At 46.9% G+C, this 16344-nt stretch carries 16 protein-coding genes; 13 read left to right on the top strand and 3 right to left on the bottom strand.

Annotated features, from left to right (window positions below):
- Window positions 1-43 precede the first annotated feature (43 nt).
- The 7 genes from AC58PV_RS18760 (at window position 44) to AC58PV_RS18790 (ending at window position 6468) form a co-directional block, all read left to right on the top strand.
- On the top strand, window positions 44-379 hold the full coding sequence (locus AC58PV_RS18760; RefSeq protein ID WP_497433812.1) for a hypothetical protein: 336 nt from the start codon (window positions 44-46) through the stop codon (window positions 377-379).
- Between the two features lie 30 nt (window positions 380-409).
- Window positions 410-1375, top strand: a complete 966-nt coding sequence (locus AC58PV_RS18765; protein WP_497433813.1) for an FAD:protein FMN transferase — start codon at window positions 410-412, stop codon at window positions 1373-1375.
- Entirely contained in the window at window positions 1372-1944 is a 573-nt protein-coding gene (locus AC58PV_RS18770; RefSeq protein ID WP_497433814.1) for a ferric reductase-like transmembrane domain-containing protein, read from the top strand. The genes AC58PV_RS18765 and AC58PV_RS18770 overlap by 4 nt, the downstream gene beginning before the upstream one ends.
- A 118-nt stretch (window positions 1945-2062) precedes the next feature.
- Entirely contained in the window at window positions 2063-3118 is a 1056-nt protein-coding gene (locus AC58PV_RS18775; RefSeq protein ID WP_497433815.1) for an acyltransferase, read from the top strand.
- Window positions 3119-3845: 727 nt separating this feature from the next.
- The gene (gene nfsA / locus AC58PV_RS18780; protein ID WP_497433817.1) at window positions 3846-4574 is read left to right on the top strand and encodes an oxygen-insensitive NADPH nitroreductase; all 729 of its coding nucleotides are present in this window, start codon (window positions 3846-3848) and stop codon (window positions 4572-4574) included.
- A gap of 86 nt (window positions 4575-4660) precedes the next feature.
- Entirely contained in the window at window positions 4661-4963 is a 303-nt protein-coding gene (locus AC58PV_RS18785; RefSeq protein ID WP_497433818.1) for a hypothetical protein, read from the top strand.
- 176 nt (window positions 4964-5139) lie between these two features.
- Window positions 5140-6468, top strand: a complete 1329-nt coding sequence (locus tag AC58PV_RS18790) for a DRTGG domain-containing protein (protein ID WP_497433819.1) — start codon at window positions 5140-5142, stop codon at window positions 6466-6468.
- Here the strand turns inward: AC58PV_RS18790 and AC58PV_RS18795 are convergent.
- The 3 genes from AC58PV_RS18795 to AC58PV_RS18805 all read right to left on the bottom strand — a co-directional run bounded on the left by AC58PV_RS18795 (window position 6465) and on the right by AC58PV_RS18805 (window position 7664).
- Window positions 6465-6758: a YtpI family protein gene (locus tag AC58PV_RS18795; protein ID WP_497433820.1), complete on the bottom strand. Its 294-nt coding sequence runs from the start codon at window positions 6756-6758 to the stop codon at window positions 6465-6467. The two genes, AC58PV_RS18790 and AC58PV_RS18795, sit on opposite strands and share 4 nt — an antisense overlap.
- Before the next feature lie 85 nt (window positions 6759-6843).
- Window positions 6844-7335 (bottom strand): sporulation membrane protein YtrI, encoded by a 492-nt coding sequence (locus AC58PV_RS18800; RefSeq protein WP_497433821.1) that lies wholly within the window; start codon window positions 7333-7335, stop codon window positions 6844-6846.
- Window positions 7332-7664, bottom strand: a complete 333-nt coding sequence (locus tag AC58PV_RS18805; RefSeq protein ID WP_068662847.1) for a YtrH family sporulation protein — start codon at window positions 7662-7664, stop codon at window positions 7332-7334. Before AC58PV_RS18805 ends, AC58PV_RS18800 begins: the two co-directional genes overlap by 4 nt.
- A 122-nt stretch (window positions 7665-7786) precedes the next feature.
- Here AC58PV_RS18805 and AC58PV_RS18810 point away from each other — a divergent pair, with 122 nt between their 5' ends.
- The 6 genes from AC58PV_RS18810 (at window position 7787) to pyk (ending at window position 16022) form a co-directional block, all read left to right on the top strand.
- Window positions 7787-11383 (top strand): DNA polymerase III subunit alpha, encoded by a 3597-nt coding sequence (locus tag AC58PV_RS18810; protein ID WP_497433823.1) that lies wholly within the window; start codon window positions 7787-7789, stop codon window positions 11381-11383.
- Window positions 11384-11512: 129 nt separating this feature from the next.
- Window positions 11513-12013 (top strand): phosphatidylglycerophosphatase A family protein, encoded by a 501-nt coding sequence (locus AC58PV_RS18815; protein ID WP_497433824.1) that lies wholly within the window; start codon window positions 11513-11515, stop codon window positions 12011-12013.
- Window positions 12014-12183: 170 nt separating this feature from the next.
- Entirely contained in the window at window positions 12184-12372 is a 189-nt protein-coding gene (locus AC58PV_RS18820; RefSeq protein ID WP_028554922.1) for a hypothetical protein, read from the top strand.
- A 66-nt stretch (window positions 12373-12438) separates the two neighbouring features.
- Complete coding sequence (gene accD / locus AC58PV_RS18825; protein ID WP_497433825.1) at window positions 12439-13305, top strand: acetyl-CoA carboxylase, carboxyltransferase subunit beta; 867 nt, start codon at window positions 12439-12441, stop codon at window positions 13303-13305.
- Window positions 13295-14275, top strand: a complete 981-nt coding sequence (locus AC58PV_RS18830; protein ID WP_497433826.1) for an acetyl-CoA carboxylase carboxyltransferase subunit alpha — start codon at window positions 13295-13297, stop codon at window positions 14273-14275. The genes accD and AC58PV_RS18830 overlap by 11 nt, the downstream gene beginning before the upstream one ends.
- Window positions 14268-16022 (top strand): pyruvate kinase, encoded by a 1755-nt coding sequence (gene pyk / locus AC58PV_RS18835; RefSeq protein WP_497433828.1) that lies wholly within the window; start codon window positions 14268-14270, stop codon window positions 16020-16022. Before AC58PV_RS18830 ends, pyk begins: the two co-directional genes overlap by 8 nt.
- Window positions 16023-16344: the final 322 nt, after the last annotated feature.

Consider the following 16344-nt stretch of genomic DNA (forward strand, 5'->3'; position numbering starts at 1 on the left):
AATGAGCTTAGATTCTTATTCATAGAGATGGGATGGGTTAGGCATGAAAGCATCCTCGAAATGGACCAAATGGCAGTTAGGAATCGTTAGTGCGATGATTGTTGTCTATTTGTTTCAGGAAGTCAAAGAAAGTCCAGAATTTCTAACGGCAGTTCGTGAAGCTTCGAATGCCAAGCTGGACACGACACCCGTAATTGCACAGAAAAGGCTAGATATGCCATCGTCAGAATTTTCCGGTCGAAATGCTTCGAAAAGGCCGGCGCGTAGTGAAAGTAGTCGGGATTCCATCAATCGGACAGATGATTCGTCCTCCCAATCACTACCGCAATCACAACAGTCCGATCAGACCAAGAGCCACACAAGAAGTCACGCATCCTAGCGTCGAGTCAGGACAGGAGAGGATGGCTATATGTTTCATGAGATGACCTTTCGCGCGATGAATTCACACATACAAGTCTTACTGGAAACAGAAACACCAACTGCTGAGCTTGAGATCCCTGTGTTGGATGGATTTGACCAGGCAGAACAACGATTTAGTCGGTTTCTTCCGACAAGTGAATGTTCTTATCTCAATGCGCGAAGCGGGCAGCTAAGCTTTATTTCTGACAGCATGCTCGAAGTTCTTGAACTAGCCAGACATTACCAGGAACAAACCAACGGTGCTTTTGATATTTGTGTTGGACATGCAATAGAGCAGGCTGGATACCGACAATCCTTTGAGAATATACGGGATCCTATAATGGAGCTTGAGCAACGGAATGCTCCTCAACACTCCGAAATGGCCTTGCAAATAGATCCCTGGATGAAATCGGTCCGCCTATTAGCCGGGTACAAAGTGGATTTCGGTGGCATTGTCAAAAGCTGGACTGCAGCACACATTGCAAGTCGTCTCCAGCGTGATTGGCGAGTTCGTCGTGGTTTCATTAATGCTGGTGGAGACGTGGCGGTCTGGGGAGGTGCTGGAGAACATGAGCCTTGGTGTATCGGTATTGCCAACCCCTTCGAAGCTGATCCTTCCAAGGAGGTAAGAATTGAATTGCAAACGGGTGCTGTAGCTACTTCGAGCATCATGCGCAGACGTTGGCAAACGAATGCAGGCGAGATGCATCATCTCATTGATACACGCACGATGCGGCCAAGCTTATCTTCTGTTGTGCAATGTACCGTTGTCGGTCAAGATTTGACAGCTTGTGAAGTCTGGGCCAAAGTGTTGTGCATACTTGGGATAGAGGAAGGTGTTTCCCTCTTCCGGCGCAGATCACTTGGTATGGAAGCCTTGTTGTATACCTCAGATGGTGCTGTGTTTCATGTGAAGCCACTTCTGGGCAGCGTAGAGCTTAACTGGATAGGGTTGAAAGGAGAAAGATGCCTATGATTCATTTCTTGATTGAACTACCTACTTGGATACTGATTCGAACCTTTGGGATACTTTCCTATCTCACCTTGTTTGTTGGCATGGCGATCGGTATTGCCTACAGCTTTCCACAGTTCAAAGGGCACAAGAAAGGCCAATTGCTTCGCTGGCACACATATGCCAATTTAACAGGGGTGGGCTTCGCTCTCCTTCATACGGTTCTACTTATTATAGATACTTTCATGCCTTTCGACTGGGCTGAGATCTTAATTCCATTTTCGGCCCAAAATAATCCAGTACTTACCGGCTTGGGAACAATCGCCATGTATGGGTTACTCCTTGTACTTTTTACAACGGATATTCGAAATAAGCTCAAAAGAAAAGTATGGCTTGCCCTTCACATGCTGTCTTATCCCATATTTGCATTGTCTATGCTGCATGGCATCTTCCTAGGGACAGATAGCAAGCAAGGCTGGGCAGCCGCGATGTACATCTCAACGGCGATTATTTTAGTCGGTTTAACACTGGTTAGATTTCAAATGTCATCACGTAAACGTCAAGTAAAAGTAGGACAAACGAAACCGATGTGACGAAGAGTTCCAATTCGATGTGATTGGGGCTCTTTTGCTTATTCCCATGTTGCGAAACATGTCGAAAATGTCTATAGTTAAAGGGTATTTATTATTGAAATGAGGATCGTAAACCGACATGGCAAAAGCAAAGATTACGGAGCTTGATATTGTCAGAGCCATTTCCATCTTGGCTGTAGTTCTGATTCATGTAACGGCCGACTGGACAGTGGATCCAGCGTTGAAAGGCAGCAGCACCCAGCTGTTTATTTTATTTCTGAACAAAATAAGTTATTTTGCTGTGCCTGTCTTTATATTTTTGAGTGGCATCGTGTTGTTCTATATTTATGCGGACAATTGGAGTGCTAAGCAAGCAGGCATATTCTATTGGAAACGTGTTCGACAAGTGCTCGTCCCCTATATCGTTTGGTCCTTTTTCTACTATATATATAATCCATGGTTATGGACCCCTGGGCATCCGTTTACGCTAGATTTTGGTGTATTTCTCAAGCAGCTCAGATGGGCAGATTCAGGCTATCATTTATATTTTATGATTATTATTGTGCAGTTCTACTTGTTGTTTCCTCTGCTCGTATGGGCCGTAAGGAATGCTGTATGGTTCCGCAAAACGTTAGCGTTCTGGGGGTTGGCAATTCAGGCTGGAGTTTATATCTATAGTCACTGGATCGGTCCGATCTCTCATAAACCTGAACTATGTATCACTTATTTCGGTTATTTCCTAGTTGGCGGTGCCATCGGGATGAATTATAGCAACTTCCGTGCTTGGCTGGATCGCAACAAAGGGTGGGTCATTCCGACTTCAATCTTAAGTGGCCTGGTGTACACGGGGCTTTACTTATTAGCTTCTAGAGGATACACCTTTGAAAATACATGGTATGAAATCGCGTGGCTGCTGTACAATCTAGGCATCGGCGTGAGCATGATCTGGATGGCGAAGGAACTCCTAGTGCGATGGAAGCGCGTGGCGAAATTTTTCGTCTCGCTGGGGCTAGTTTCTTTCGGCGTCTACCTCATGCATCCAGCCTTACTTTCCTTGTGGAAATACAAGGTGCACATGCCGGGCTCCATTCTCCTATTCAATCTGTATAATGGCATCGTGTTTGTCTTGATTGTGGCTATACCGTGGATACTGACTTTGTTGTATCGAAAGGCAAGAAAAGTGCTATTAAAGTGAGGTGGAAATAGAGTAAGAGACTGCCCCGCTTTCATATCAAAGCTCCCCAAAACTGCGAAAATGCAGCTTTGCGGGAGCTTTTTTGTAAAGAGAAGGGAATGGCGTGGCGTGTAAGAAAACGTAGAGTGGATCCGCCGTCGAGCTCTCCGTGAAAGTGCCAGTAACTAACTAGTTATCGTATCGTACATCCACCGTCAAGCCTTCCGATTGAACGTCATAAACTAGCTAACTGTAGATACCACCTCAATCGCCGCGCACCACTTAGTTTCACACAAAACACAAGCAAAGTTGCAAAAAGGCATCTTTAATGGGGATTTCTCCGATTAAAATGGAAATAAGTGCAAAAAGGCACTTATTTTTAGTTATTTCGTGAAAATAATGAGTTTTTATTCGAAAAGGTTGCCTATTTGCAACAATTTACTAGTTTTGAGCCGAAATGTGTGGGAAAGGTTGCACTATTGCATTTTTGGTCTATGGATAGCTATATAATCTGCTCCTCACGTCACAAGCAACTCTACAGCAATTCAACAAGCACTTTACAATTACTCTACAGTTACTTTAACAGCACTATGATACACTACAGCTATTCAACAGCACTCTACTACTTCTCCTACAACCTCGCAACATCCGCCACAGCTGGCTGACATGCCAAAAAGTGATTAGAAATTGAATATCGATCCATTATCATGGATACTGGGATAAAAGAGAAAAAGGAGTGGATCCATTCATGAATGCAATTATTGATCTACTAAAAAGTCATCGCTCCATTCGCAAATTTACGAATGAACCCGTGAGCACCGAGCAGCGCGAAGCGATTCTTCAGGCTGCTCAAGCAGCATCCACTTCAAGTAACATGCAAGCTTACAGCATCATCCATGTAACCGATGCTGACTTGAAGAGCCAGCTAGCGGAGCTAGCTGGCAATCAAGCATACGTCAGCGAGTGCCCGCTGTTCCTCGTGTGGTGCGCAGACCTTCACCGCTACGCGGAAGCGGCCCACCTGCACGTGGACACGCCAATTACCGGCAATGCTGAGAATCTCATCATTGCCACGGTCGAAGCTGCATTAGCTGCGCAAAATGCAGCGATCGCCGCCGAGTCACTCGGCCTCGGCGTCTGCTACATCGGCGGGCTGCGCAACAAGCCCGCGGAAGTATCCGAGCTGCTGGGCTTGCCCCAGCTCGTGTACCCGATCTTCGGCATGTGTATCGGCATGCCGGATCAAGAGCCGCTGCTTCGCCCGCGGCTCCCGCTCGAAGCGGTATACCACGAGAATCGGTATGCCTATAACGCACCCGCGGTCGATTCGTACGACGAGACGATCCGCGATTACATGAACGTACGTACCGACGGCAAAGTCGATACGACCTGGTCCAAGGAAATGGCTGCCAAAGCGCAGCGTCCAAGGAAGCATATGAAAGCTTTTCTGAGCAGCCAAGGGTACGAAGTCGAATAAACTTGGCCGTACGGTGCCACATGTGTTCATATCTCGATGACTTGTCTCATACAATGGAAGTAGGTAGAGCGAGGTTCGCGGTTAATATGAACGAAAGGCGTGTGATCCGGTTGAAAGGTTTCAAGAATGTCGTGTACATGAGTTTGGCAGTCGGCATGTTATTTTATTCCATTCCTCAATTGAATTTTCGTGATGTGGGCTCCTTGCCGATGATTTTTAGTGTCATCTGGCTTGTAATGGCCCTGCTGATCATCGCCTCGCATTTGCATCAGATCCTAGGTGTAGATGAAGAGAAACGCAAGCAACAACTCCGCATTAATCGGATGAAGAAATGGCAGATGGAACAGCTTGTGCAAGGAAGACGGAAGCTTCTTCAATTCCGCAAGTAAGCGAAGAATGAGCTGAATTTTGACATCGAACGTATGTTTGGTATAATGAATAGGAAGCATCCAATCCAATGGGGTTGGATGCTTTTCCATCTTTCTATGCCTCATTGTTCTTACCCCATAGAATGTTTATACTAGTAATACAGACTAATACAGGATCTAATAATGAGGTGTAACAGTTGGATACACAATCGGTCGATACATTAACGAAACATGAGCAAATTTTGCGGCATATTGAGGACTTGAAGTTAGGAAGTCGGATTTCCGTTCGTAAAATCGCCAAAAATATGGAAGTCAGCGAAGGCACGGCATACCGCGCCATTAAAGAGGCGGAGAATCAAGGACTCGTTTCAACGAAAGAGCGGATCGGAACCGTTCGTGTGGAGAAGAAGCTTCGTCAGAACATTGATAAGCTGACATTTGCCGAGGTTGTGAATATGGTGGATGGCCAGGTGTTAGGTGGAGCGAAGGGGCTGCATAAGACGCTGCATAAGTTCGTTATCGGTGCGATGGAGCAAGACGCCATGATGCGCTACATTGAGGCTGGCAGCCTATTGATTGTGGGGAACCGGAACAAGGCTCATTTATGTGCCCTCGAGCAAGGCGCCGGCGTTCTCATTACAGGTGGATTTAATACGAGTACTGAGGTCAAAGTGCTGGCGGATGAGTTGGAGTTGCCGATTATTTCAAGCAGCTATGACACGTTTACTGTCGCATCCATGATTAACCGAGCTATCTACGATCGTCTGATCAAAAAGAAAATCATGCTCGTCGAAGATATTCTCGCCTCTGGCACAGCGCTTTTCGCGTTGAAAGCGAACAGTACGTTGAAGGATTGGCAGCGCATGTCAGAGGACACAGGCTACAGCCGCTTTCCCGTTGTCGATGAGTGGAATCGCATTATCGGTGTTGTGACGTCCAAAGATATGGTTGGCGCGAGCATCCAGCAATCCGTTGATAAACTGATGACACGCAATCCATTAACGGTCTCACCTCAGACCTCAGTCGCATCGGCTGCCCATATGATGGTGTGGGAAGGCATTGAGCTTTTGCCAGTTGTGGATACCAATCGCAAAATTGTCGGGGTGCTCAACCGCAGCGATATCTTGAAAGCTATGCAATCGATTCAAAAACAGCCGCAGAACGGCGAAACCTTTGAAGATCTTATCTGGTCTGGGATGGAAGAGGTTAGAGATGAGAAGGGCAAACTGCAATTTCATGGGATCATTACACCGCAGATGACGAATCATTTGGGGACGGTCTCAGAAGGGGTTCTTACGACACTTATGACGCAGGCCGCTTACCGCATTGTGCAAGAGCATAAGAAGGGGGATCTCGTTATGGATAACATGTCGACCTATTTCCTCAAGCCGCTTCAGATTGATTCCAAAATAGAAATACGACCCACCATCATTGAGGTGAGCCGTAAATTTGGCAAGATTGATGTAGAAATTTATCATGCGGGAGCTTTGGTTTCCAAGGCGATGTTGACCGCACAAGTGATCTAGCGCAGCATGCGGTCGAAATGTCCGTGATTGCGGATACCAACGAATACATTGAATACCCCGATCAATACGAGCACAGTACCGAAGATGCGGCGGAAACTCGATTCACTGAAGAAGAAGATCTGTGTAATCGCAATGAGTACGAGCATCAAGCCCATGCAAATGTTCATGCGTGCTGTATACAAGCCTCGTTTGGCGGCATCAGGCTCGCGACGTGAGCGAATGCTGTAGAACAATGTAAGCGCGAGGAAGAGGCAAATAAGAATGAATAACGTCAGTTGTATGGCGTGCATAGCGACAATCCGTCCCTTTTCATTGATTTTACAATTAACTTTAGCGATTTTATGAGGGGATTGCAAGATGAGAGGCCAGTCGACGTTATGTTTTTTTCTCTTGCGCTGTAATCCAAAGGGTTAACTCCGTCTGAATAAGGACGATGGATTTGACTTCGACAACATATTTTTTATCGTGTAGGAAATACGTTCTTTGTGTGATTAGACGCTCGTAGAGGGGCTGAGAATCCCGCACGAAGGTTGCCTTTTGACCAATAACAAGCTTGAGTTCAGCTTTCACATCGCCTTCGATTTCTTTTTGAATATCCTCGCTGATCAGATCATCTTGGTTCTTAGGCAGCAAATGAACATTAATGACATTGACTAGGGTTTGATTATTTTTGGTCTTTTTCAAACTAGCGATATCGTCTTCGAGATCTTGATTTTCCTGCAAAACTTTATGTAACTGTACATACAACTCGTTGTATGTATGTTGATGAATACTCATGTACACGGCACTCCCAATGATCGCTCCCGACAACAGCAGTCCAAAGCTCGCCAGCAGTCGTTGGTATCTTGCAAAAGGAGGAATTCTCAAGTCTGATGCCCACCTTTGCAAATCATTTGAATGAGTGCAGTTCCGAACTGTGCCCCTGTAAAAGCAACGATGATATAGACAATCTGTTTGATGGCCGGATTGAGATGACCGATAGCCACATGACTTTCAATATAGCGGATTGGATCAATGGTACCGCCTACCGCAGCGACCATCGCCCAGATCTTAATATTCTCCGAAATGGTCAGCATTTTTTCCGTTGGAGACTGCAAAGTTAATACGGCTGCGATGCCGCTCAGCATACTTCCTCCAAATACGACCCCAAACGCAATACAGAAATACATGATAATACTTGCCCAAAAGCCAGCCATGTGCCAATCGCTTCCTTTCTACTGAGTTGGAGGACAAACTCTCTCTACTACTGTATGGGACTGGCTAGCTCTAATATGATAAAATGTAAGGAATAAATCACGAAAGAAGGGGGGAACCAGCGATGAGTTCGTTTGTACATCTGCATGTGCATAGTGAATATAGTTTATTAGACGGTGCGGCACGAATGGAGGAGCTTGTTACACAAGCGGCCAATCTGGGTATGACCTCTCTGGCGTTGACAGATCATGGCGTCATGTACGGGGCAATCGCATTCTACAAAGCTTGCAAACAGCGGGGAATCAAACCAATTATTGGCTGTGAGGTTTACTTCACTTCGAGTTCCATTCGTGAAAAAGGGACCCGGCAGGAGCAGCCGATTTATCATCTTATTTTGCTTGCCAAAAATTTCAAGGGCTATCAAAACCTTATGAAGCTCACGTCGATTGCACATCTACAGGGCTTTCACTATAAACCACGTATTGATTTAGAGCATTTATCCCAGTACTCGGAAGGGTTAATTTGCCTCAGTTCCTGTCTAGGGAGTGAGGTTTCCCAGCATTTGCTGCACAACCGCTATGACGAGGCTCGCCAAGCAGCAGAGCGTTATCGCGATATTTTCGGCGACGATTTCTTTCTGGAGATTCAAGATCACGGCATGATTGAGCAGAAAAAAGTGATGGTTTCCATGATCGAATTGAGCAAAGAAACCGGCATCCCCTTAATTGCAACGAATGATGTGCATTATGTCACAGAGCCGGATCACGTGATGCAAGATATTCTGATTTGTATCGGCACGGGCAAAACGGTAGAAGACACGGATCGCCTGAAGATGGGCACGAGCCAGATGTATTTGAAAAGCGAAGAGGAAATGAGGCGTCTATTCGTCCATGTGCCAGAAGCACTTGCGAATACGGCTGTGGTAGCATCGCGCTGTGATGTAGAATTGACGTTCGGGAAGTCGATTTTGCCAAGCTTCCGTCCGATCCCGGAGCATTTAACAGCGGGAGCTTATTTGGAGGAGCTATGCAGACAAGGGCTGGAACAGCGTTACGGCAGCAAGCCTGAGTGGCAGGATACGACTCATCCCATGAAGAAACAAGCCGAAGACCGGCTCACGTATGAGCTGGGTGTTATTGCGAACATGGGCTTCTCCGATTACTTTTTAATCGTATGGGACTTTATTCGATTTGCGCATGAGAAAAAGATTATGACAGGGCCAGGGCGGGGATCCTCTGCGGGAAGTTTAGTTGCGTATGTCCTGCGCATTACGAATGTCGATCCGTTGCAATATAAGTTGCTATTTGAACGGTTTTTGAATCCAGAGCGGATCTCAATGCCCGATATTGATATCGATTTTAGCGATGAACGACGGGATGAAGTCATTGATTATGTCGTTGCCAAATATGGCCATGAGCACGTTGCCCAAATTATTACGTTCGGAACGATGGCGGCAAAAGCTGCAGTTCGAGATGTAGGGCGAGTCCTTAATGTGCCTTACGGGGATGTAGATCGAGCGGCGAAAGCCATTCCGAATCAGCTGGGGATGACCCTGAAGGATGCTCTTGAGATAAGCTCTGACTTGAAAGGAATGGTCGCTAGACAACCTAAGACCGCAGAGTTGCTAGAAATGGCAATGCGTGTTGAAGGGATGCCGCGTCATGCTTCAACGCATGCTGCTGGTGTTGTCATTTCACGAGAGCCACTGACGCACTATGTGCCTCTGCAAGAAGGGACGACTCAGACGGCGCTTACCCAATACACGATGGAGCATTTAGAGGCGATAGGACTCCTCAAGATGGATTTCTTGGGTCTAAGGACGCTTTCTATTATTGAACGAACTGTGGATTGGCTTGCCCAAATGGAAGAGGTTCACATTAACTTCGATCTCCTTGATATGGATTCGGATGATATCACTTATGAAATGCTCAGTAAAGGGGAAACAACTGGCGTATTCCAATTGGAGTCAACTGGCTGTCGCAAGGTTCTTAAGGACTTGAAACCATCCCAATTCGAAGATATTATTTCTGTCTTGGCTCTGTACCGTCCAGGCCCGATGGAGTTTATTCCTAAATATATTGCTGGTAAGCACGAACAAGTGGAGGTTGTTTATCCGCATCCAACACTTGAACCCATTCTGGGGGACACTTACGGCATCATTGTCTACCAAGAGCAAATCATGCAAATTGCCTCGTCGATGGCAGGTTTCAGCCTAGGAGAAGCGGATCTATTACGTAGAGCTGTTTCCAAAAAGAAGCGGGAAGTCCTCGATGAAGAACGGACGCATTTCGTTTCGGGAAGTTTGCGTCAAGGTTTTAACGCGGATGAGGCGAACCATGTGTATGATATGATCGTGCGTTTTGCCGATTACGGTTTCCCGCGCGCACATGCGACAGCCTATGGCGTCTTAGCTTTCCAAACGGCATATCTTAAAGCGCACTATCCTATCTATTTCATGGCATCCATGCTAACTGCCGTTATGGGGAATCACCGCAAGGTTGCTGAGTATGTGGACGAATGTAGACGCGTGAAGCTAGCCGTCCTGCCGCCGGATGTGAATGGCAGTGGAACGGTGTTTACACCAGATTCGCGTGCTGGCGCGATCCGTTTTGGATTGGCAGCTATCAAAAATGTAGGCACGCAAGCCATCGATGCCATTCTTAGCGAGAGAAAGAAAGCGCCGTTCGAGAGTTTGCTCGATTTCTGTCGAAGAGTAGACCTCCGTGTATGTAATAAACGCGTGGTGGAATCCCTCATTCAAGGCGGCGCCTTCGATTCGCTTGGCGGTCACCGTGCGCAACATCTTGCCATCCTTGACGAAACGATCGCTTCCGCTACGAAATGGCGCAAGGAACGGGACGATCTCCAGCTTCACCTTTTCGGATTCGTTGAAGAACCGAATTGGGAGGTGGAAGTACCGAATATTCCTCCAATGCCGCAAACGAAGCAGCTTGAGCTGGAGAAAGAGCTCCTTGGCATGTACATCTCAGGTCATCCATTGGATGCCTACTCGGAACAGCTAGCAGCGCTGGATGCTGTGATGCTGCATCAGCTCACAGAGCAACCAGATCATAGCGATGTTCTGGTGGCCGGGATGATCCTCTCCAACAAGACCATCGTCACCAAAAAAGGTGACCCGATGGCGTTCATGGAGCTCGAGGATCGCATTGACAAGGTCGAGGTGGTCTTGTTCCCCGAGACCTGGAAGAAGTCGGCTCCGCTCGTAGGGAAGGGCAGGCTCGTCCTCGTCCGCGGGAAGCTGCAGCTTCAGGACGAGGACCCGCCCAAGCTGCTCGCGGAGCAGCTTGCCGCGCTGGACGACCCGGAGGCCGTCCAGCGGCTTCGCCGGCAGCCTGCGGGCAGACGATCCCCTGACGATGTCAGGGATCGTGCGCCGCGTGCGGCTGCCCCACAGAGCGGCGCGCGCAGCGCCGCTCCAGTGCAGGCGGCCCCGGCAGCGGGCCGCCAAGAGCCTGTCGCTGCGGAGGCGAAGCCGCAGCGGGTGTTCGTCAAGATCACGGCTGACTGCGAGCAGCCGGATAAGCTCCTGCAGCTGAAGGCGCTGCTGAAGCTGCACAAGGGCCAGCTTGCGGTTGCGCTTTTCTATGAGAGCAGCAACAAGCTCCTGGCTTTAAGCGACCAGTACCGGGTCGATCCCAACAAGGATTTAATACGCATGATCGAGACGATTATGGGCAAAGAGTCTGTTCGAGTGAAATGAGAAATTTCACTCGTTGTTTTTCACTTGTTGTTCTAGTGTTTCTTGTGGTAAATATGACATCCTCCGCATATGAATAGGAACCCGGCTTTTCTTATTCATATCAGCATCCCATTACTAGGAGGAGGATTTATGACCGAACAACACATGATCCAGCTACTCCAGAAACGCGGTGTGTCCGTGGACCAAGTCTCAGAAATCGTATATAAGCTGCAGAAGCCGTATAATGATCAACTCACGATACAAGAATGTGTCGACAGTGTGATGGCAGTACTTTCCAAACGCGAAGTGCAATATACCCTCTATACAGGGATTGCGCTGGATGAATTAGCCGAGAAGAAGATGCTGCCAGAGCCGCTGCAATCGATCCTTGATGTAGATGAGCCTCTCTACGGAGTAGACGAAACGCTGGCACTTGGGATTGTGCATGTGTATGGGATGATTGGGTTAACCAGTTTCGGATATTTGGATAAGGAAAAAATAGGAATTATCCGCGCCCTAAACGATGATCGCAGCAGCGTGCATGTTTTTCTGGATGACTTAATTTGTGGATTAGCGGCAGCAGCCTCAGCCAGAATCGCTCACCAAAATGAGCATGCGCCTGATTATAGCTCTAAACAACGTCTGGACTAAACCCAAATAGTTCAGGCTTTACTTTTTTCAAGAATGTGCTCTGTTGCGGGCAAAAGAGAAATTATGCTATCATTATTGCATTGTGTGTTCCTATGGGTATAAGGATGTTATTATTCGTCATAGCTTAGTTGCCTTAGTGGTTGTAGTTGCACGTCATAGGAGGTTTATTCATGTGGACGGTGATCTATATAGCTCCTACTGCGAAAATTGCAGAGCGGATTAAACAGAGGCTGACGGAAGAAGGTTTTCTGGTTCAAGTACGAGGCATCTCTTTATCCAAGAATCAGTTTGAAATTGTTGTTCCCGAAGGGGAGCTAGAAGAAGTGCAAGAAGTGCTCAATTCTATTTTACATAGATAGTTAAAGTAGAACTAAGAAACGTGGCTTATCAGGGAATATAGATCATAGCCAAGTAGAGGTGGAAATGTGCTAAAGGATTTATTTCAAAAGCGAAAATATGCAACGATTCCTTCCGAGAGAACGAAAAGGGAGATTCCTGAGGGTTTAATGAATAAATGTCCGAAGTGTGGCACGATTCAAACAAGCAAAGAGCTTGAGAAGAATCTAAAAGTGTGTACGTCTTGCGGTTACCATTATCGTTTAAGCGCATCCGAACGAATCCAACTAACGCTCGATGAAGGTCAATTTATAGAATTTGATGCGGATATGATCTCCGAAGATCCCTTGCAGTTTCCTGATTATGTCGAGAAATTGGACAAAGCCAAGAACGCAACGAAGCTTCAGGATGCGATTATGACGGGTCAAGGAACAATTGGCGGATATCCGGTTATCGTTGCTGCGATGAGCTTTGATTTTATGGGAGGCTCGCTAGGTTCTGTTGTTGGTGAAAAAATGACGAGAGCCGTCGAAATTGCGATTGAGAAAAAGCTTCCGATTCTCATTTATTCCACGTCTGGTGGCGCACGTATGCAAGAAAGTATTCTTAGCCTTATGCAAATGGCCAAAACAAGTGCAGCATTGTCCAAGCTTAGCGAGGATGGCGGATTATTCATATCTATTATTACCGATCCGACATTCGGCGGGGTTTCGGCGAGTTTTGCGATGCTTGGCGATATTATTATTGCAGAGCCGGCTGCTTCATTTGGTTTTACCGGTCGCCGTGTTATCGAACAAACGATTAAGCAGAAGCTTCCTGAGAATTTCCAAACTTCTGAATTCAATCTCGAACATGGTCAGCTCGACAAGGTCGTCTGCCGCAAGGATATGAGACCGACGTTAATTAAGCTGCTCGACATGCACGGGACGAAGGAGGAGGCGACTTATGCCGGGTGAAATGCCGTTTGAACAGCCGCTGGCGGAACTCAAAAGCAAAATTGCCGAGCTGCGTAAATTTGGAGCAGAGAAGCAAATTGACTTTTCAGAGGAAATTCGACGTTTAGAAGAAAGATATGCGCAATTAGAGGATGAACTGTATACAACGATGACGTCTGCGGAAAAAATGCAATTAGCACGTCATCCGCAAAGACCGACGACGATCGATTATATTCATACGATTTTTACGGATTTCATCGAATTTCATGGAGACCGCTTATATGGTGATGATCTAGCCATCGTTGGGGGACTAGCGAAGCTGAACGGAGTACCCGTGACGGTTGTTGGACACCAAAAAGGGAAAGATACAAAGGACAATATCGCACGTAACTTCGGATGTCCTCACCCAGAAGGTTTCCGTAAAGCGCTGCGGTTGATGCGTCAAGCTAACAAATTTAAGCGTCCGATTGTGACTTTTATTGATACCAAAGGGGCATTCCCTGGGAATGCTGCGGAAGAACGCGGTCAAGGAGAAGCGATTGCCAGAAACTTGCTGGAAATGGCCTCTTTTCGTGTGCCGATCATTTGTATCGTTATCGGAGAGGGCGGCAGTGGTGGCGCTCTTGCATTAGGTTTAGGCAATAAGGTGTTAATGTTGGAGAATGCGATCTATTCGGTTATTAGTCCCGAAGGCGCGGCTTCAATTCTTTATAAGGATGCGTCCAAAGCATTACACGCGGCAGAAGCTATGAAAATTACGGCTGATCACATTTTGGAACTCGGTGTTATCGATGGGATCATACCGGAGCCCAAGGGCGGCGCTCACCGCGATTTAGCAACACAAGCCGAACATATTAAATCAGCGATCTGGGAACAGCTTCAGCAACTGCTAAGTTTGAACGAACAGGAGCTGCTCGATGACCGTTATCGGAAATTCAGAGATATCGGTCGGTTCACATTCACTCAGGAGGGTACCACTAACCATGCGTAAAACGAAAATTGTCTGTACCATTGGACCAGCAAGCGAATCACAAGAGAATTTGAAAAAACTTCTAGTAGCGGGCATGAACGTCGCTCGTCTTAACTTCTCCCACGGAGATTTTGAAGAGCACGGTGCACGTATCCGCAACCTTCGCGCTGCATCCGCCGAGACAGGTAAAATAGCTGCAATTTTGCTTGATACCAAAGGACCGGAAATCCGTACAGGCAAGCTAAAAGAAGAGCCAATTGAGCTTGTTCAGGACAAGCACATCATTTTAACAACAGAAGAAATTCTGGGGGATGCAGATCGCATCTCTGTGACTTACTCGGATCTGCCGCGTGACGTTAAAGTCGGATCGACGATTCTTATCGATGACGGTTTGATCGGTCTTACCGTTGTTGACATTCGTGGAACTGAAATCGAGTGCCGTATCGTCAATGGTGGAACGATCAAGAGTAAAAAAGGCGTTAACGTACCAGGCGTGAAAATTAGCCTTCCAGGCATCACCGAAAAAGATGCGAATGATATCGTGTTTGGTATCGAACAAGGTGTAGATTTCATCGCCGCTTCTTTCGTACGTAAAGCAAGTGATGTTATGGAGATTCGTGAATTGTTGGAGCGTCACAACGCGACTCACATCCAAATCATCTCTAAAATCGAAAACCAAGAAGGTGTCGATAACCTTGACGAAATTCTTGAAGTTTCCGACGGTTTGATGGTTGCCCGTGGAGATCTTGGTGTTGAGATCCCTGCTGAGGACGTACCAGTTGTTCAAAAGCAAATGATCAAAAAATGTAACATTGTAGGTAAACCGGTTATCACGGCTACAATGATGCTCGATTCCATGCAGCGTAACCCGCGTCCTACACGTGCTGAAGCAAGTGACGTAGCCAATGCAGTATTCGACGGAACAGATGCTGTAATGTTGTCCGGAGAGACAGCAGCTGGGAAATACCCAGTTGAATCCGTTGAAACGATGGCTCGTATTGCTGAGCGCGCAGAAGCGGCTTTGGAATATAAAGAAATTTTCCTACGCCAAGCGCAAGCGCAACAAGTGACTGTGACTGAAGCGATCTCACAAGCGGTTGCTAACTCCGCACTAGAGCTAGGCGCTAAAGCGATTCTGACGGCTACGGAAAGTGGCTACACAGCGCGTATGGTATCCAAATACCGTCCGAAATCACCAATCATCGCAGTTACACCAAGCGAGCAAGTGATTCGTCGTTTATCACTTGTATGGGGTGTTATCCCTGTATTGGGAACACCAGCGAAAACTACGGACGAGCTATTCAACCTTGCAGTCGATAGTTCCATCAAAACAGGACTAGTTTCCCTTGGTGATATCGTTGTCATCACAGCAGGCGTGCCAGTTGGCCGCTCTGGAACAACGAACCTAATCAAGGTTCATCATGTTGGTGAGATGATTGCCAAAGGAACAGGCATCGGCATGCAAACAGCGACAGGTACTGTCGTAACGGCACGTACGCCTGAAGAGGCTCTTGCCAAAATGGTAGACGGAGCTGTGCTTGTAACAGTTTCAACAGATAAAGAGTACATGCCAGCTGTTCAAAGAGCGTCTGCACTGATTACCGAAGTAGGAGGCATCACGTCTCACGCGGCTGTTGTTGCACTGAGCCTTGGTATCCCAGTTATCGTAGGCGTGGAAAATGCAGTTGAATTAATTAAAGACGGTACAGAAGTTTCCATTTACCCAGAAGTAGGCGTAATCTACTCAGGTCAAGCGAGCGTTCTGTAAGGTTTAATGAAGAGTGAAGCGAGAGTCATCTTGCTTCGCTCTTTTTTGCGTGATCAACACTGATGGTTAACGGTCCATCCTCCGCTATGCAGCTAAGATTTGCTATATGTGGGCCACTTGGCTGTAGAAGTAGAAGGTAAAGACGAAGGAGTAGAAGTATGGTCAATTGAGTAGCGTGCTTTCCAAATAAATGTAAAATGTACAGTAATTTTCCTGATTTCACTGTGGATTACCGAATAGATGGAAAAAGTACAGCTAATCAGATCAAGATTGATGGTTTCGTAGATTTTCCTGGAAACTAACTGTAGGAAATCCATCTAAA

It is taken from the genome of Paenibacillus sp. J22FR83, assembly GCF_059691955.1.